Source organism: Streptomyces sp. CA-249302 (assembly GCF_050936785.1).
Taxonomy (GTDB): domain Bacteria; phylum Actinomycetota; class Actinomycetes; order Streptomycetales; family Streptomycetaceae; genus Streptomyces.
The window spans coordinates 2,488,577-2,505,903 of sequence record NZ_JBNJMG010000001.1; the positions used below are offsets into that span (position 1 = coordinate 2,488,577).

General features: G+C 72.3%; 13 protein-coding genes and 1 riboswitch. Of the genes, 10 read left to right on the forward strand and 3 right to left on the reverse strand.

All coding sequences use genetic code 11. The features are described 5' to 3' along the window. Position 1: 1 nt before the first annotated feature. The 3 genes from ACQEWB_RS11220 to ACQEWB_RS11230 form a co-directional block, all read right to left on the reverse strand. On the reverse strand, positions 2 to 1,402 hold the full coding sequence (locus ACQEWB_RS11220) for a hypothetical protein (RefSeq protein WP_432829654.1): 1,401 nt from the start codon (positions 1,400 to 1,402) through the stop codon (positions 2 to 4). Between the two features lie 169 nt (positions 1,403 to 1,571). After that, a complete protein-coding gene (locus ACQEWB_RS11225; protein WP_432829656.1) occupies positions 1,572 to 2,690 on the reverse strand; it encodes an alpha/beta hydrolase in 1,119 nt (372 codons plus the stop codon). Positions 2,691 to 2,850: 160 nt separating this feature from the next. After that, positions 2,851 to 3,582 carry a class II aldolase/adducin family protein gene (locus tag ACQEWB_RS11230; RefSeq protein ID WP_432829658.1) on the reverse strand — a complete coding sequence of 244 codons (732 nt, stop codon included), beginning with the start codon at positions 3,580 to 3,582 and terminating at the stop codon, positions 2,851 to 2,853. Positions 3,583 to 3,778: 196 nt separating this feature from the next. On the opposite strand from ACQEWB_RS11230, the gene ACQEWB_RS11235 reads away from it, so the two are divergent. The 10 genes from ACQEWB_RS11235 (at position 3,779) to cobI (ending at position 17,321) form a co-directional block, all read left to right on the forward strand. Beyond that, positions 3,779 to 4,528, forward strand: a complete 750-nt coding sequence (locus tag ACQEWB_RS11235; RefSeq protein WP_432829660.1) for a lysozyme — start codon at positions 3,779 to 3,781, stop codon at positions 4,526 to 4,528. 98 nt (positions 4,529 to 4,626) lie between these two features. Further along, a complete protein-coding gene (locus ACQEWB_RS11240) occupies positions 4,627 to 5,883 on the forward strand; it encodes an anion permease (protein WP_432829662.1) in 1,257 nt (418 codons plus the stop codon). Between the two features lie 31 nt (positions 5,884 to 5,914). Then, on the forward strand, positions 5,915 to 6,136 hold the full coding sequence (locus ACQEWB_RS11245) for a hypothetical protein (protein ID WP_432829664.1): 222 nt from the start codon (positions 5,915 to 5,917) through the stop codon (positions 6,134 to 6,136). A 120-nt stretch (positions 6,137 to 6,256) separates the two neighbouring features. After that, a riboswitch (cobalamin riboswitch) is annotated at positions 6,257 to 6,396 on the forward strand. Positions 6,397 to 6,497: 101 nt separating this feature from the next. Next, positions 6,498 to 7,439, forward strand: a complete 942-nt coding sequence (locus ACQEWB_RS11250; RefSeq protein ID WP_432829666.1) for a cobalamin biosynthesis protein — start codon at positions 6,498 to 6,500, stop codon at positions 7,437 to 7,439. Beyond that, positions 7,436 to 8,944, forward strand: a complete 1,509-nt coding sequence (locus tag ACQEWB_RS11255; protein ID WP_432829668.1) for a cobyric acid synthase — start codon at positions 7,436 to 7,438, stop codon at positions 8,942 to 8,944. The genes ACQEWB_RS11250 and ACQEWB_RS11255 overlap by 4 nt, the downstream gene beginning before the upstream one ends. After that, a complete protein-coding gene (gene cobN, locus ACQEWB_RS11260; RefSeq protein ID WP_432829670.1) occupies positions 8,941 to 12,597 on the forward strand; it encodes a cobaltochelatase subunit CobN in 3,657 nt (1,218 codons plus the stop codon). The genes ACQEWB_RS11255 and cobN overlap by 4 nt, the downstream gene beginning before the upstream one ends. Beyond that, complete coding sequence (locus tag ACQEWB_RS11265) at positions 12,594 to 14,594, forward strand: putative cobaltochelatase (protein ID WP_432829672.1); 2,001 nt, start codon at positions 12,594 to 12,596, stop codon at positions 14,592 to 14,594. The genes cobN and ACQEWB_RS11265 overlap by 4 nt, the downstream gene beginning before the upstream one ends. Continuing rightward, positions 14,594 to 15,193 carry a cob(I)yrinic acid a,c-diamide adenosyltransferase gene (gene cobO, locus ACQEWB_RS11270; RefSeq protein WP_432829674.1) on the forward strand — a complete coding sequence of 200 codons (600 nt, stop codon included), beginning with the start codon at positions 14,594 to 14,596 and terminating at the stop codon, positions 15,191 to 15,193. The genes ACQEWB_RS11265 and cobO overlap by 1 nt, the downstream gene beginning before the upstream one ends. Next, positions 15,187 to 16,566: a cobyrinate a,c-diamide synthase gene (locus ACQEWB_RS11275; protein WP_432829676.1), complete on the forward strand. Its 1,380-nt coding sequence runs from the start codon at positions 15,187 to 15,189 to the stop codon at positions 16,564 to 16,566. Before cobO ends, ACQEWB_RS11275 begins: the two co-directional genes overlap by 7 nt. Continuing rightward, positions 16,551 to 17,321, forward strand: coding sequence for a precorrin-2 C(20)-methyltransferase (gene cobI / locus ACQEWB_RS11280; RefSeq protein ID WP_432829678.1), 771 nt, complete (start codon positions 16,551 to 16,553; stop codon positions 17,319 to 17,321). Before ACQEWB_RS11275 ends, cobI begins: the two co-directional genes overlap by 16 nt. Positions 17,322 to 17,327 lie beyond the last annotated feature (6 nt).

Consider the following 17,327-nt stretch of genomic DNA (forward strand, 5'->3'; position numbering starts at 1 on the left):
CCTAACTTCCGCCGGTGTGCACCTGGAAGGCGGCCCGGCGGACCGCCTTCGCCAGTGCGGGATCGGGGTGGGCGGCGGCGAGGGCGACCAGGACCTGGACGGTGCGGGGGTGGCCGACGGCGCGCATCTCGTCGAGGAGCATCGGCACCGTGGGCTGCACCGCGGACTCCAGGTGCCGTACCAGCATCGGGGATTCACCGTGGTCGGTGACGGCGGCCGCGGTGTCGACCCACAGCCAGGTGGCCTCTTCCCGGGTGAGGACCTCGTGGGCGTCCTCCGGGTCGATGCCGTCGTGCTCGGCGAGCCAGAGCAGGGCGTACGGCCGCAGGGTGGGCTCGTCGGCCACCGCGCGGACGTCCGGCTCGGCGGGGGCGCCAACGACCCGGAGCGCCTCGAAGGCGAGGCCGCGCAGCAGGGCGTCGTCGCCGCGGGCCGCGTCGATGAGCTCGCTGACGGCGCTGGAGACGGTGCGGGCGGCGAGCCAGGCGCGGTACTCGGCGCGGGCCGCGTTCGGGCGGAGCTGGGCGCAGCCGCGGAGCATCTCGTCGGCGGCGACCTCGATGTTGCCGGCCGGGCTCTGCGCGGCCACGCAGATCTGCTCCAGCTTGACCCAGACCGCCCAGCTGCCGAGCGGGGTGAGCGTGGCCTGTGCGTCGCCGCAGGTGAGGGCGCCGACGGAGGCGAGGGCGTGCAGCGCCCAGTCGAGCAGCGGGGCGAGCGGCGCGTCGGAGGGCTGCGGCTGCTCGACAGGTTCCGGCTGGGGGCCGTAAGGGATCTCGCAGCGCTCCGTGCGCAGTTCGGTGACCCGCTGCTCCAGGAGGTCGAGGAGCTGGTCCACGGGGACGGGGCCGGCGGAGAGCTGGAGGAAGGAGAGCACCTGCGGCATCGCCGAGACGACCTCGGCGACGGCGGCGGGCTCGTGGTCCGCGGGCTCCCGGTAGGCGAGCGACCAGGCGTCGAAGAGCGCGACCCAGCCGCGCAGTACGGCGCTGTCGTCCCGGTCCCAGGCGCGCAGCCGCCAGCCGGGGCGGGCGCTGTCGCCGTGCACCTCGACGAGACCGGCGAGCCGGGCGGTGTCCCAGTCGGCGCGGACCTGAGCCACGGTCAGGCCCAGGTCGGCGGCGGCCCGTTCGGCGGTCGCGTCGGCGAGGGTGGCCTTGCCGTCGGCGGTGGCGCTGTCGCGGCCCGGGCCCAGCGCGGCGTCGGCCCAGTGGGCGACGCGGGCCGCGGCGGCCAGACCTGAGCGAGCCATTCTGGCCAGCTCCGCGGGTGCCGGTGTGCCCTCCGGAGGGCGGGGTGCGGGGCGGCGTGGGCGCCGCTGGTTCACAGCTGAGGGGGCGGCGGCCAGGGGTCGCGGGCGGACGAGTCGAAGCCTGGAGTCGCGCGGGATACGGGACGTCACGGGTGCAGTCTTCCGGTTGACGGTCCGAAAACCCAAACGGAATGTCACGGGGGGCGACGGGACTGGCCAACGCCGGGCCCTTGAGGGGGCCTCGGGGACGGGTTCAGGCCAGCGGTACGGCATTAAACGGAATCAGGGCGACCGTCTACCTCGGCGCCACCGCGAGGGCTCACATCAGCGGCGTCAGGAAGCGCCGGAGCGCCTCCTCGTACGCCTTCGGGTCGGCGTTCCACATGGCGCCGTGCGGGGCGTTGCGGACGGTGTGGAGGGCTACGAGGTTCGGGCGGGCGTCGGCGAGGCGGCGGGAGTGCTCCCAGGGGGCGAGGTGGTCGTCGGGGCCGTGGAAGATCAGGGTCGGGACGGTCAGCCGCGTCGACTCGGCGATGCGGTCGCCCTCCAGGCCCGTGCGTCCCTGCGCGGCCCGTACCGCGAGCGGCAGCAGGGCGCCCGGGGTGCGGCGGGCCGAGGCGAGGGCGCGCAGCGTTGTCGGCCAGCTGAGCACCGGGGAGTCCAGGACCAGCCCGGAGATCCGGTCGCGCAGCCCGGAGTGGGCGGCAGCGCGCAGCGCCATGGTGGCGCCGGTGGACCAGCCGTACAGGACGACCTGGTCCGCGCCCTGCTGGACGGCGTACCGGATCGCCGCGTCCAGGTCGCGCCACTCGGTCTCGCCGAGGTGGTGCAGGCCGTCCGGGGAGCGGGGGGCGCCGGGGTCGCCGCGGTAGGCGAGGTCGAGCACGGGGAAGCGCCGGCCGTGCAGGAAGTCCATGACGTTCATGGGGTGTTCGCGGGTGGCGCCGAGGCCGTGCACGGTGATCACCCAGGTGTTGCGCACGCTGGGCACGAACCAGGCGGGCAGGGTGCCGAGTTCGCCGAGGATCCCGACGTCCTGGTGGTCCAGGCCGAGGGCGGTGCGCGGGGTGCCGACGTGGGTGTTCGGGGTGAGCCACACCTTGTCGCCGGGTTCGAGGGTGCCGGTCGTGACGCGTTCCAGGCGGCGTACGACGGTGTCGGCGGAGTGGACGGCGGTGCCGAGGACGGGGCCGACGACCGCGTGCGTGGCGTCGCCGGTGAGGCCGTAGACGCCGGGGCGCAGGGCCGCCAGGTCGCGGGTGAGGGCGATCTGGCCGGCGGCCGTGGCGTGCACGGTGAGCCGGGGCTCGGTGGGCAGGGGCCGGCCCGCGGGCGCCTTGAGTGCGGCGTCGCTGGCAAACCGGCCGACCGCCACGGAGGCTGCGCCGGCGGCCAGGGCTACGGTGACGGCGGCGGCCGTCGCTTTGACAGTGCGCACCCGTCCAGTGTCCTGGCCGACACGGCGACCGGCCAGCGGGAGGGAGGGGTCGGGTGAAGCGTTCGGGGTGCGGCGGGGTTCGGCACCGCCGGGCAGGAGCGTCGTGCCCGAGCGCCGTTGCGGCGGAAGAAAATCACCGAAGGTGTGGCGAGGCAGCGGTTCAGCGCTGCTGCCCGTACCCCCGCAGCTTCTCGCCCGCCTCGTCCACCTGCTCCCGTGACAGCAGGTGCGGGGACATGCCCGGTACCGAGGACGCCGTGAGCCACAGGTGGCACATCCACTCCAGCTGGGCCGTGCGGTCGTAGGCCTGGTCGAGGGTGGCGCCGTACGCCATCGTGCCGTGGTTCCGGAGGAGGCAGGCCGTGCGGTCGGTGAGGGCCCGGAGCATGTTCTCGGCCAACTCGTCGGAGCCGTACGTCGCATAAGGGGCGACTCGGACGGGGCCGCCGAGGGCGCCGGCCATGTAGTGGATCGCCGGGAGCTCGGGGACGAGGGTCGAGACGGCGGTCGCGTGCACGGCGTGGGTGTGGACGACCGCGCGGGCGTCGGTCGTGCGGTACACGGCGAGATGCATGGGCAGCTCGCTGGTCGGGACCAGGGTGCCGAGGAGCCGCCACCCGTCGAGGTCGACGCCGGTGATGTCGTGCGGCGTGAGCCGGTCGTACGGGACGCCCGAGGGCGTGACCAGCACGATGTCGCCGACGCGCACGGAGACGTTGCCGGAGGTGCCGACGACCAGCCCGTCGGACACGGTGCGGCGGGCGGTGGCGACGAGCGCCTCCCAGGCGTGCGCCTCCTCAGGGAGCGCACCCCTCCCCCACCCCTCGGGCACATGCTGTGCGCCCTCCCCGGCATCCCGCCCGTCCCGCTGGTCCCGCCGCTGCTCAGCCATGCCGCGATCCTGCCAGGGACGCCCGCAAGTCGCCGTCGGGCGGACGCACTTTAGGGCGGAAGGCGCGCCTCCGACAGGGTACGTTCCCTGACATATCCACCCTTCCCCATGCTTGGCCGGAGATCGGCGAGCGTTCGTGGATCTTCCAGTAATCTCCCCGTGATTTGTCGTGCACGTCGCCATTCCGGGGGGAAATATGGCCCGTGATCGCAAACCGTTCCGCCGCCGCACCCGCGTCATCGCGGTCGCCGTCGCGGCGCTGACGGCCGGGGGGAGCGTCCTCGCCGGGTTACCGGCCTCGGCGGCGAGCCTGCCGAAGGGACACGACGTCTCCTCGCACCAGAGGAACGTCGACTGGTCGAAGGCGAAGGCCAAGGGCGCCAAGTTCGTCTACATCAAGGCGACCGAGTCCACGAACTACCAGAACCCTTACTTCGGCCAGCAGTACAACGGCGCCCGCAACGCCGGCATCGTCCGCGGGGCGTACCACTTCGCGCTGCCGAACAAGTCGTCGGGCAAGGCGCAGGCGGCGTACTTCGTGCGCCACGGCGGCGCCTGGACCGCGGACGGCTGGACGCTGCCGCCCGCGCTCGACATCGAGTACAACCCGTACGACAAGAAGCACAAGTGCTACCGCCTGAGCCACTCGAGCATGGTCGACTGGATCGCCTCGTTCAGCAACGAGGTGAAGCGGCTGACCGGCCGCCGCCCGGTGATCTACACGACCGCCCACTGGTGGAACACGTGCACCGGCAGCAGCCGCGCCTTCGCCGCCAACCACGCGCTGTGGATCGCGCGGCACGACTCGGCGGACGCGGGGTCGCTGCCGGCCGGCTGGTCGTTCTGGACCTTCTGGCAGTACGACAACAGCGGCAGCCTGCCGGGTGACCAGAATCTCTTCAACGGGTCCCTGGCCCAACTGAAGCGGTTCGCGCGCGGCTACTGACCGTTCTGGACACCGCGAAGCCCACCTCAGTTCACCTTCCGTTTACCCAGGTTACGTACGTTCGTACGACCAATGACCTCGAACGATTGCCTGGGTAAATGGAAAACTTCTCGCTGATCCTCGCGATTGTGGTGATCACCGCACTCGCGTTTGATTTCACGAACGGTTTCCACGACACCGCCAACGCGATGGCCACGACCATCTCGACCGGTGCGCTCAAGCCCAAGGTCGCGGTGGCCATGTCCGCCGTCCTCAACCTTGTGGGTGCCTTCCTCTCCGTGGAGGTCGCCAACACGATCTCCAAGGGTCTCGTCGACGAGACCGGCATACGTCCCGAGGTCATCTTCGCCGCCCTGGTGGGCGCGATCCTCTGGAACCTGCTGACCTGGCTGGTGGGCCTGCCCTCCAGCTCCTCGCACGCCCTCATGGGCGGTCTGATCGGCGCCACCATCGCCTCGGCCGGCCTGGGCGCGGTGCACGGTGACGCGCTGGTCACCAAGGTCCTGATCCCGGCGATCGCGGCCCCGGTGGTGGCGGGCGTCGCCGCGATGCTCGCGACCCGGCTCTCCTACACCCTCGGCAAGAAGGCCGACGGCAAGGCCGCCGCGAAGGGCTACCGGGCGGGCCAGATCGCCTCGGCCGGCCTGGTCTCGCTGGCCCACGGCACCAACGACGCGCAGAAGACGATGGGCATCATCACCCTCGCCCTGGTCGCCGGCGGTGCCGTCGCCCCCGACTCGGACCCGCCCACCTGGGTCATCCTCTCCGCGGGCCTGGCCATCGCGCTCGGCACCTACCTCGGCGGCTGGCGCATCATCCGCACGATGGGCAAGGGCCTGACCGAGCTCCAGCCGCAGCAGGGCTTCGCCGCCCAGACCAGCGCGGCGACGGTCATCCTGGCCTCCTCGCACCTCGGCTTGTCCCTCTCCACCACGCACTCGGTCTCCGGTTCGGTGATGGGCGCGGGCCTGGGCCGCAAGGGCGGGGTGGTCCGCTGGTCCACGGCGACCCGGATGTTCGTGGCGTGGGCCCTGACGCTGCCGGCCGCCGCCCTGGTGGGCGCGCTCGCCGAGTCGGTCACCGACCTCGGCGACTGGGGCACGGCGGTCGTCGCCGTCTTCCTCGTCGCCTCCGGCGCCGCGATCTGGAAGCTCTCCCGCCGCGAGGTCGTCGACGCGTCGAACGTCAACGACGCGGACGAGCCGGCCGGCGTGGTCACCACGGCGATCGCCGCCGTGACGCCGCCGCCGGCGGGCACGGTGACCGAGGGCCTGACGGCCACGATCCCCGCGCCCGCGCCGGCCGCCCCGGCCCCCACCACGACCGAGCCGGCCACCCCGCCGGCCGCCGTCTGAGCCCCGCACCCCGGTAGAAGGAACCCTCACCATGAAGATCGACTGGGAAGCGCTCGGCTCCGTCTTCGGCGTCAGCCTCGTGGTCACCGTGGGCCTCGTGGCCCTGTTCACCCTCGGCATCATGGGCCTGTCCCGCCGCGAGCGGGCCACCGCCGAGGGCGGCTCGGCGCCCCTCGCGGTCACCGGCGCGTACGTCTGCTTCGCGGCGTGCGCGGCGGCGGTGGCGTACGGGATCTCACTGATCGTGGCCTGAGGCCACCCCACAACTCACCTGCGCACGGCGCCCCCTGACCGCATCCACGCCAGGGGGCGCAGTCATGTGCGCTGTGGGCCTCAGCACACTCCCCCACCGCAGGTCAACGGCAAGTTGACTGCCGTTCGGGGGCGTGGTGGACTGCCGGAGCCATTTACGGCGGCAAGGGAGGAAGCCGGTGCGAGTCCGGCGCGGTCCCGCCACTGTCACCGGGGTAGGTAGCCCCGGGAGCCAGGAACTCCCACCGCCGGTCTCGTCGAACCAGGGCGTGGACACCCTGAGTGAGGACATATCGCCATGCGCGGCTGCCTGTTGAGCGTCAACGCCCGAGCACTGCCCCACCCCACGGCCGGCTGAGCCGATGCGTGCCGATCGCGTCTTCGCGTACGGCGCCGCCGCCGGACTTCTCGGTGACCACCTGCTCGGCGATCCGCGCCGCGGGCATCCGGTCGCCGTCTTCGGGCGGGCCGCGGGCGCCGTGGAACGGGTGTTGTGGCGGGACCACCGCGGGTGGGGCGCGCTGCACATCGCCGTGTGTGCAGGGGGGACGGTCGGGCTCGGTGCCGTCGCGGAGCGAGTCGTACGACCGTCCCGTGCCGCTTCCGTCGCACTGACCGCCGCCGCCACCTGGGCCGTTGTCGGGGGGACCTCGCTCGCGCGGGAGGCCCGCGGGATCGGCAAGTCCCTCGATGCCGGGGACGTCGAGGGTGCCCGGGCCCGGCTGCCGCATCTCTGCGGGCGGGATCCGCAGGCGCTGGACGCCGACGGGATCGCCCGAGCCGTCGTCGAGTCCGTTGCCGAGAACACCTCCGATGCCGTCGTCGGGGCGCTGGTGTGGGGGGCCGTCGGCGGGGTGCCGGGGCTTCTCGGGTTCCGGGCCGTGAACACGCTGGACGCCATGGTCGGGCACAAGTCGGCCAAGTACCGGCGGTACGGGTGGGCTTCGGCCCGGCTCGACGACGTCGTTGGGTGGCCCGGTGCCCGGCTCACCGCCGCGCTCGCGACCGTCGCCGGGGGCGATCCGCGCGGAGCGGTACGTGCCTGGCGTACCGACGCCGGAAAGCATCCGAGCCCCAACGCCGGACCCGTGGAGGCCTCCTTCGCGGGGGCGCTCGGCGTGCGGCTCGGCGGGACGCTGTCGTACGGCGGGCGGGTCGAGCACCGGCCCGTGCTGAACACGCCGGGGCGCGCCGTCGCCGTACAGGACATCGAGCGGGCGGTACGGCTGTCCCGGCGCGTCGGTCTCCTCGCGCTCGGCGTCGGTGTCGCCGCGCGGCTGCTGGTGAAGGGACGTACGAAATGAGCGGGGGGCTGCTCGTCGCCGGTACCACCTCCGACGCCGGCAAGAGTGTGGTCACCGCCGGGATCTGCCGGTGGCTGGTGCGGCAGGGGGTCAAGGTCGCGCCCTTCAAGGCGCAGAACATGTCCCTCAATTCGTTCGTGACGCGCGAGGGTGCGGAGATCGGGCGGGCGCAGGCCATGCAGGCGCAGGCCTGCCGGGTCGAGCCGACCGCGCTGATGAATCCCGTGCTGCTGAAGCCCGGGAGCGAGCAGAGCAGTCAGGTCGTGCTCATGGGGAAGCCCGTGGGGGAGCTGAGCGCCCGCGGGTATCACGGGGGGCGGCAGCAGCAGCTGCTCGGGACCGTGCTGGAGTGCCTCGCCGAGTTGCGGGGCACTTATGACGCGGTGATCTGTGAGGGGGCGGGCAGTCCGGCCGAGATCAACCTGCGGCGGACGGACATCGTGAACATGGGGATCGCCCGGAACGCCGGGCTGCCCGTGCTCGTCGTCGGCGACATCGACCGCGGGGGCGTCTTCGCCTCCTTCTTCGGGACCGTCGCGCTGCTGTCGGACGAGGACCAGCGGCTCGTCGCGGGGTTCCTCGTCAACAAGTTCCGAGGGGATGTCTCGCTGCTGGAGCCGGGGCTCGACATGCTGCACGGGCTCACCGGGCGGCGGACGTACGGGGTGCTTCCGTTCCGGCACGGGCTGGGGATCGACGAGGAGGACGGGCTGCGGGTGTCCCTGCGGGGGACGGTCCGGGAGTCGAACACGGCTCCGCCCCTCGGCGAGGACGTACTGCGGGTCGCCGTCTGTGCCATCCCGCTGATGTCCAACTTCACCGACGTGGACGCGCTCGCCGCCGAACCGGGTGTCGTGGTGCGGTTCGTGGACCGGCCGGAGGAGCTCTCCGACGCCGACCTCGTCGTCATTCCGGGGACCCGGGGGACGGTCAAGGCCCTGGAGTGGCTGCGGGAGCGGGGGCTTGCCGAGGCCCTGGTCCGCAGGGCCGCCGAGCAGCGGCCGATCCTCGGCGTCTGCGGTGGCTTCCAGATCCTCGGGGAGCACATCGAGGACGAGGTCGAGAGCCGCAAGGGGGCCGTGGACGGGCTCGGGGTGCTGCCCGTGCGCGTGCGGTTCGCGCGCGAGAAGACGCTCACCCGGCCGGTGGGCGAGGCCCTCGGCGAGCGGGTCGAGGGGTACGAGATCCATCACGGGGTCGCCGAAGTCACGGGCGGGGGCGCCTTTTTGGACGGCTGCCGGGTCGGGCAGACCTGGGGTACCCACTGGCACGGTTCGCTGGAGTCGGACGGGTTCCGGCGGGCGTTCCTGCGGGAGGTGGCGGCCGCCGCGGGCCGTCGTTTCGTGCCGGCCCCCGACACCTCGTTCGCCGCGCTGCGCGAGGAGCAGCTCGAGCGGCTCGGCGACCTGATCGAAGAACACGCGGACACGGACGCGCTGTGGCGGCTCATCGAGTCGGGCGCGCCGCAAGGACTGCCTTTCATTCCACCGGGAGCGCCCGCATGAGCACAGTGCTGTTGTTGTCGACCGCCGACACGGACCTGCTGGCGGCCAGGGCCGCAGCCGGTGCCGACTACCGGATCGGCAACCCGACCCGGGTGGACGTGACCGAGGAGCTGCCCGGTCTCCTCGACGGCGCCGACCTCGCCGTCGTACGGCTGCTCGGCGGCAAGCGGGCCTGGGAGGACGGGCTGGCCGCGCTGAAGGCGTCCGGGATCCCCACGGTGCTGCTCGGTGGAGAGGCCGTCCCCGACGCGGAGTTGATGGCCGAGTCGTCGGTGCCGGCCGGTGTCGTCGCGGAGGCGCTGCGGTACCTCGTCGAGGGCGGGCCCGAGAACCTCACCGAGCTCGCGCGGTTCCTCTCCGACACCGTGCTGCTGACGGGTGAGGGGTTCGTCGAGCCGCGGAAGATGCCGGAGTACGGCGTCCACGGCTCGTACGAAAGGGTCGACGGCCGCCCGACCGTGGGCGTGCTCTTCTACCGGGCCCATGAGCTCAGCGGCAACACCGCTTTCGTCGACACCCTGTGCGACGCGATCGAGGCCCGTGGCTCCAACGCCCTTCCCGTGTACTGCGGTTCGCTGCGCGGCGCGGACGCGGGGCTGTACGAGATCCTCGCCGAGGCCGACTCCCTGGTCGCCACCATCCTGGCCGCCGGCGGCACCCACGCCTCGCAGGCCTCGGCCGGCGGTGACGAGGAGGCCTGGGACATCGGGGCCCTCGCCGACCTCGACGTCCCTGTCCTGCAAGGACTTTGCCTTACGTCGTCCCGGGCGGCCTGGGACGAGTCGGACGCGGCACTGTCCCCCATGGACGCGGCGATGCAGGTCGCGATCCCGGAGTTCGACGGGCGCCTCATCACCGTGCCCTTCTCCTTCAAGGAGCAGGGCCCTGACGAGGTTCCGGTGTACGTCGCCGACCCCGAGCGGGCCGCGCGGGTCGCCGGGATCGCCGTACGGCACGCCCGGTTGAAGCACAAGGCGAACGCCGACAAGAAGCTGGCGCTCGTCTTCACGGCGTACCCGACGAAGCACTCGCGGGTCGGGAACGCGGTCGGTCTCGACACGCCCGCTTCGGCGGTACGGGTCCTGGACTCGCTCCGCGCCGCCGGGTACTCGCTCACCGAATACCCCGACAACGGCGACGAGTTGATCCACCGGCTCATCGAGGCCGGCGGTCATGACGTCGAGTGGCTGACCGAGGACCAGCTGGCCGCCGCGCCCGCGCGGGTGCCCCTCGCGGACTACCGGGCGTGGTTCGACAAGCTCGACCCGGAGCTGAGGGACGGAATGCTGGAAGCGTGGGGCGAGCCACCGGGCAACCTCTACGTCGACGGGGACGACATCGTCCTCGCGTCTCTCCGGTTCGGGAACGTCGTCGTGATGATCCAGCCGCCGCGCGGCTTCGGCGAGAACCCGATCGCGATCTACCACGACCCCGACATGCCGCCCTCGCACCACTACATGGCGGCCTACCGGTGGCTGGAGAATTCCTTTGGGGCCGACGCCATCGTGCACATGGGCAAGCACGGCACGATGGAATGGCTGCCGGGCAAGGGACTTGGGCTGAGTGGTGGTTGCGCGCCGGACGCCGTCCTCGGTGAACTCCCCCTCATCTACCCCTTCATCGTCAACGACCCCGGCGAGGGCACCCAGGCCAAGCGGCGCGGGCACGCCACGGTCGTCGACCACCTCGTGCCGCCGATGGCCCGTGCCGACACGTACGGCGACCTGGCCAAGCTGGAGCAGCTGCTCGACGAGTACGCGCTCGTCTCCGACCTCGACCCGACCAAGGCGCCGGCCGTGCGGGCGCAGATCTGGACGCTGGTCAAGGCGGCCGAGCTGCACCACGACCTGCATGTCGCCGAGCAGCCGGACGACGGCGACTTCGACGAGTTCGTGATGCACATCGACGGCTATCTGTGCGAGATCAAGGACGTGCAGATCCGCGACGGGCTGCACATTCTCGGCGGCGGGCCGGTCGGTGAGCCGCGGGTGAACCTGGTACTCGCCGTGCTGCGTGCCTCGCAGGTGTGGGGCGGTCAGGCGAACGCACTGCCGGGGCTGCGGGCCGCGCTGGCCGCTCATTTCGGGCTGGTCGAGAAGGAGTTGCTCGCCGAGCCGGGTGCCGGGGTGAAGGTCCCGGTCGAGCTGACGGACCTCGTCGAGGGCCCGTCCCGTACGGCCGCCGACGCGATCGACCTGCTGGAGCAGCTGTGCCGGCGGTTCGCGGAGGGGATGGAGGCGCGGGGCTGGGCAACCGCCGAGAGCCGTGCGCTCGTCTCCGAGGTCCTCGGCTTCGAACTCCCGGACGCCGTCGCGGTGTTGGAATTCGCGTGCGACGAGGTCGTGCCGCGGCTGGCGAGGACGACGGACGAGATCGGCCACATCCTCAAGGCGCTTGACGGCGGTTACGTCCCGGCGGGTCCGTCCGGATCACCGACGCGTGGGCTGGTCAACGTCCTGCCGACCGGCCGGAACTTCTACTCGGTCGACCCCAAGGCGATTCCGTCCAGGCTGAGTTGGGAGGTCGGGCAGTCCCTCGCGGACTCGCTCGTGCAGCGGTACCTCCAGGACACCGGCGAGTACCCGAAGTCCGTCGGCCTGACGGTGTGGGGTACGTCGGCCATGCGGACGCAGGGCGACGACATCGCCGAGATCCTGGCGCTGCTCGGCTGCCGGCCGGTGTGGGACGACGCCTCGCGCCGGGTGACCGGCTTCGAGGTCGTGCCGTTGGCCGAGCTCGGGCGACCGCGCATCGACGTCACCGTCCGGATCTCCGGGTTCTTCCGGGACGCGTTCCCGCACGTGGTCGGGCTGATCGACGACGCCGTGCGCAAGGTCGCCGAGCTGGACGAGCCCGCCGACCGTAACTTCGTGAAGGCGCACGCCGACGCGGACACCGCCGAGCACGGGGACCGGCGGCGCGCGACCGCCCGTGTCTTCGGCTCCAAGCCGGGTGCGTACGGCGCCGGTCTGCTGCCGCTGATCGACGCCCGCAACTGGCGCTCCGACGCCGACCTCGCCGAGGTGTACGCGGTGTGGGGCGGTTACGCGTACGGGCGCGGGCTCGACGGGCGGGCGGCGCGCGGGGACATGGAGACGGCGTTCAGGCGAATCGCCGTGGCCGCCAAGAACGTCGACACCCGTGAGCACGATCTCGTCGACGCCGACGACTACTTCCAGTACCACGGCGGCATGGTCGCCATGGTCCGGCATCTGACGGGCGCGAGCCCGGAGGCGTACGTCGGCGACTCGGCGACTCCCGACCAGGTGAAGACGCGGACGCTCGGCGAGGAGACGCACCGCGTGTTCCGTGCTCGGGTGGTCAACCCGCGCTGGATGGCGGCCATGCGGCGGCACGGCTACAAGGGCGCCTTCGAGATGGCGGCGACCGTCGACTACCTCTTCGGGTACGACGCCACGGCCGGGGTCGTGGACGACTGGATGTACGAGAAGCTCAGCGCCGAGTACGTCTTCGCCCCGGAGAACCGGGAGTTCATGAAGAAGTCCAACCCGTGGGCGCTGCGCGGGATCACGGAGCGGCTCCTGGAGGCCGCCGAGCGCGGGCTGTGGGCCGAGCCGGACGCGGACACTCTGGAGCAACTGCGGGCCACCTACCTGGAGTTGGAAGGCGACTTGGAGGGCGACGACCAGTGACCACCCCCTTCCCCTTCACGGCCGTCGTCGGCCAGGACGACCTGCGGCTCGCGCTGCTGCTGAACGCCGTGTCCCCGGCGGTCGGCGGGGTGCTGGTGCGCGGCGAGAAGGGCACCGCCAAGTCGACGGCGGTACGCGCCCTTTCGGCATTGATGCCGCAGCTGGACGTCGTCTCCGGCTGCCGTTTCTCCTGCGACCCCGACTCCCCCGACCCGGCCTGCCCGGACGGCCCGCACGAGCCGGGGGCGTTCGAGACGCGCCCGGCGCGGATGGTCGAACTGCCGGTCGGCGCCTCCGAGGACCGGCTGGTCGGCGCCCTCGACATCGAGCGCGCGCTGGCCGAGGGCGTGAAGGCCTTCGAGCCGGGCCTGCTCGCCGACGCGCACCGCGGGATCCTCTACGTCGACGAGGTCAACCTCCTCCACGACCACCTCGTCGACCTTCTCCTGGACGCGGCGGCGATGGGCGCGTCCTATGTGGAGCGCGAGGGTGTGTCGGTCCGGCATGCCGCCCGCTTCCTGCTCGTCGGCACCATGAACCCCGAAGAGGGCGAGCTGCGGCCGCAGTTGCTCGACCGGTTCGGCCTGACGGTCGAGGTCGCGGCCTCCCGCGAGCCCGACCAGCGGGTGGAGGTCGTACGGCGGCGGCTCGCCTATGACGACGATCCGGCGGGTTTCGCGGCGCGTTGGGCGGACGAGGAGACGGCGGTACGTCAACGGATCGTCGCGGCACGGGAGTTGCTGCCGTCGGTGCGGCTGGGCGACGGGGCGCTGCGGCAGATCGCGGCGACCTGTGCCGCCTTCGAGGTGGACGGCATGCGGGCCGACATCGTGATGGCGCGTACGGCGACCGCGCTGGCGGCCTGGGCCGGGCGGACCGACGTACTCGCCGAGGACGTACGGCAGGCGGCGCTGCTCGCGCTGCCGCACCGCAGGCGGCGCAACCCCTTCGACGCGCCCGGGCTCGACGAGGACAAGCTCGACGAGACGCTGGAGGAGTTCGCGGAGGGCGACGACGATCCGGATCCCGACGGCGGCGGACCGGGCGGGGGCGGCGGGCAGCCGTCGCCCGACGCGGGGCCGCAGGACGGGGAGACGGGGGCGCGGCCCGAGGCCGGGGACGGTGGTGAGCCGCAGGTCGCCGGGGCCGGGGCGGGCGAGCAGTCCGCCGTACGGGCCGCCGAGCCGTTCCGGACGAAGGTGCTGAGCGTGCCCGGGCTCGGGGAGGGTGCGGCCGGGCGGCGTTCGCGGGCGCGGACCGAGCACGGGCGGACGACCGGGGCCCGGCGGCCTCAAGGGGCACTGACCAAGCTGCACTTGGCGGCGACCGTGCAGGCCGCCGCGCCGCATCAGCTTGCGCGCGGGCGGTCCGGGCGGGGGCTGGTCGTGCGGCGGGACGATCTGCGGCAGGCGACCCGGGAGGGGCGCGAGGGGAATCTCGTGCTGTTCGTGGTCGACGCGTCCGGGTCGATGGCGGCTCGGCAGCGGATGAGTGCCGTGAAGGGGGCGGTCCTGTCGCTGCTCCTGGACGCCTATCAGCGGCGGGACAAGGTGGGGCTGGTGACGTTTCGGGGGGCCGCCGCCGATGTGGCGCTGCCGCCGACCTCGTCCGTGGACGCGGCGGCCGTACGGCTTGAGTCGTTGCCGACCGGTGGGCGTACGCCGCTCGCGGCCGGGCTGCTCAAGGCGCACGACGTGTTGCGGGTGGAGCGGCTGCGGGATCCGGCGCGGCGGGCGCTGGTGGTCGTGGTGACGGACGGCCGTGCCACCGGTGGGCCCGAACCGGTCGCGCTGGCCGGGCGGGCGGCTCGGCTGTTCGCGGCCGAGGGGGTCGCCTCGGTGGTCGTGGACTGCGAGTCGGGGCCGGTGCGGCTGGGGCTGGCCGGGCAGCTCGCGGGAGAGCTCGGGGGTACGGCGGTGACGCTGGACGAGTTGCGGGCGGACTCGATCGCCGGGCTGGTCAGGGATGTGCAGGGGACTTCGAGGAGGGCCGCGTAATGCCGCAGGGGCAGCCAAGTGTCGTACCGGACGACGGTTTGACGACCCGTCAGCGGCGGAATCGGCCGCTGGTCGTCGTGCACACCGGGATCGGGAAGGGCAAGTCCACCGCCGCCTTCGGGCTCGCGCTGCGGGCCTGGAACCAGGGGTGGCCGATCGGGGTGTTCCAGTTCGTCAAGTCGGCGAAGTGGAAGGTCGGCGAGGAGAACGCGCTGCGCGTGCTCGGCGCCTCCGGCGAGGGCGGGTCCGTCGACTGGCACAAGATGGGCGAGGGGTGGTCCTGGGTTCAGCGGGACGCCCAGATGGACAACGAGGAGAAGGCCCGGGAGGGCTGGGAGCAGGTCAAGCGGGACCTTGCTGCCGAGACGTACCAGCTGTACGTGCTGGACGAGTTCGCGTATCCGATGCACTGGGGATGGGTGGACACGGACGAGGTGGTGGATGTGCTGCGGAACCGGCCGGGGACGCAGCATGTGGTCATCACCGGGCGGAACGCTCCCGAGAAGCTCGTCGACTTCGCCGACCTCGTGACCGACATGTCCAAGGTCAAGCACCCGATGGATGCCGGCCAGAAGGGGCAGAGGGGCATCGAGTGGTGAGTGCCGTACCCCGGTTGGTCATTGCCGCGCCGGCCTCCGGCAGCGGCAAGACCACCGTTGCCACGGGGCTGATGGCCGCGTTCGCCGCGCGGGGGCTCGTCGTGTCTCCGCACAAGGTGGGGCCGGACTACATCGATCCCGGGTATCACGCGCTCGCGACCGGGCGGGTGGGGCGGAATCTCGACGCGTATCTGTGCGGGGCGGAGTTGATCGGGCCGCTGTTCGCGCATGGGGCGCGGGGGTGCGACATCGCCGTCGTCGAGGGTGTGATGGGGCTTTACGACGGGGCCGCGGGGTTGGGGGAACTGGCGTCCACCGCGCATGTGGCGAAGTTGCTGCGGGCGCCGGTGGTGTTGGTCGTGGACGCCTCGTCGCAGTCGCGGTCGGTGGCCGCGTTGGTGCATGGGTTCGTGTCGTGGGATCCGGAGGTGTGGGTCGGGGGCGTGATCCTCAACAAGGTCGCCTCTGATCGGCATGAGGAGTTGTTGCGGGAGGCGTTGGAGCAGGTGGGGGTGCCTGTTCTGGGGGTGTTGCGGCGGGTGCCCCAGGTGGATACACCTTCTCGGCACCTGGGGCTCGTGCCGGTTGCCGAGCGGCAAGGGGAGGCGTTGGAGGCGGTCTCGGCGATGGCTGCGCAGGTGTCTCGGGGTTGCGACTTGGGTGCTTTGGAGGCGCTCGCGCGTGCTGCCGGGGACGTACCAGGGGGCTCGGCCCCCTGGACCCCCGAGTTGCCGACCCACGACCACCCGTCTCGGTTGGCTGAGAAGCGAGGGCCCACAGTTGCCGTTGCCGGCGGGGAAGCGTTCACGTTTTCCTATGCCGAGCACGCCGAGCTGCTCACCGCCGCCGGTGCCGAGGTCGTCACCTTCGATCCTCTCCGGGATGAGCAACTGCCCGATGGGACACAGGGGTTGGTCATCGGCGGCGGGTTTCCCGAGGTCTACGCCGCCCAGCTGTCCGCCAATGAACCCCTGCGCAAAGCCGTCGCCGCGCTCGCCGAGACCGGCGCTCCCGTCGCCGCCGAATGTGCCGGGCTGCTCTACCTCTGCCGGGAGCTCGACGGGCAGCCCATGTGCGGGGTCCTCGATGCCGTGGGGCGGATGAGTGAGCGGCTCACGCTCGGTTATCGGGATGCCGTTGCCGTGAGTGACAGCGTGCTTGCCGCCGCCGGGACCCGGATGCGGGGGCACGAGTTTCATCGGACCGTTGTCGAACCCGGCGCGGGGGCGGCTCCCGCCTGGGGGATGCGCGCCCCTGACCGGCGGGTCGAAGGTTTCGTGGAAAAAGGTGTGCACGCGAGTTATCTGCACACGCACTGGGCGGCCGAGCCCGGTGTCGCCCATCGGTTCGTGGAGAGGTGCCGGACGTCATGAGCAGCAACAGCAGTACGTTGATCGGGGTCGGCGTCGGGCCCGGCGATCCGGAGCTGGTGACCGTCAAGGGCGTCAACGCCCTGCGTGCCGCCGATGTCGTCGTCGTGCCCGTGATGGCTGCGTCTGATGGAAAAGATGGCGGGGAGCGGGGGCGGGCCGAGGCCACCGTGCTGCACTACGTGGGTGCGGAGAAGGTCGTCCGTGTCGTGTTCGCGTTGAACGAGCGCAGTGACCGAGGGCGGCGCGAGGCTGCCTGGGACGCGGCCGGGGCGCGGGTCGCCGAGCTGTTGCGGGAGCGCGGGGTCGTTGCCTTCGCCACCATCGGGGATCCCAACGTGTACTCCACCTTCACCTATCTCGCGCAGACCATCGCCGAGCTGGTGCCGGGGACCGTCGTCGAGACCGTGCCCGGGATCACCGCCATGCAGGATCTGGCGGCGCGGTCGGGTGCCGTACTGACCGAGGGGACCGAGCCGCTCACGCTCGTGCCCGTCACCGCGGGCGCCGCCGTGCTCAAGGACGCGCTCGCCGGGCCCGGCACGGTCGTCGCGTACAAGTTCGGGCGGCAGGCCGGTGAGGTCGCCGAGGCGCTGCGGGAGACCGGGCGGATCGACGACGCGGTGTGGGGGTCGGCGCTCGGGCTCGACGCCGAGTCCATCCGGCCCGCCGCCGAGCTGGACGGCACCCCGCTGCCGTACCTCTCCACGCTCATCGCGCCCGCGCGGCGCGACGGCGGGCGGGGTGGCAAGTTGTGACCGGCC

Coding starts and splice junctions, on each gene's coding strand:
- ACQEWB_RS11240 (WP_432829662.1), top strand. CDS start 4,627: ATGGAAAACTTCTCGCTGATCCTCGCGATTGTGGTGATCACCGCACTC.
- cobN (WP_432829670.1), top strand. CDS start 8,941: ATGAGCACAGTGCTGTTGTTGTCGACCGCCGACACGGACCTGCTGGCG.
- cobO (WP_432829674.1), top strand. CDS start 14,594: ATGCCGCAGGGGCAGCCAAGTGTCGTACCGGACGACGGTTTGACGACC.
- ACQEWB_RS11230 (WP_432829658.1), bottom strand. CDS start 3,582: ATGGCTGAGCAGCGGCGGGACCAGCGGGACGGGCGGGATGCCGGGGAG.
- ACQEWB_RS11245 (WP_432829664.1), top strand. CDS start 5,915: ATGAAGATCGACTGGGAAGCGCTCGGCTCCGTCTTCGGCGTCAGCCTC.
- ACQEWB_RS11250 (WP_432829666.1), top strand. CDS start 6,498: ATGCGTGCCGATCGCGTCTTCGCGTACGGCGCCGCCGCCGGACTTCTC.
- ACQEWB_RS11255 (WP_432829668.1), top strand. CDS start 7,436: ATGAGCGGGGGGCTGCTCGTCGCCGGTACCACCTCCGACGCCGGCAAG.
- ACQEWB_RS11235 (WP_432829660.1), top strand. CDS start 3,779: ATGGCCCGTGATCGCAAACCGTTCCGCCGCCGCACCCGCGTCATCGCG.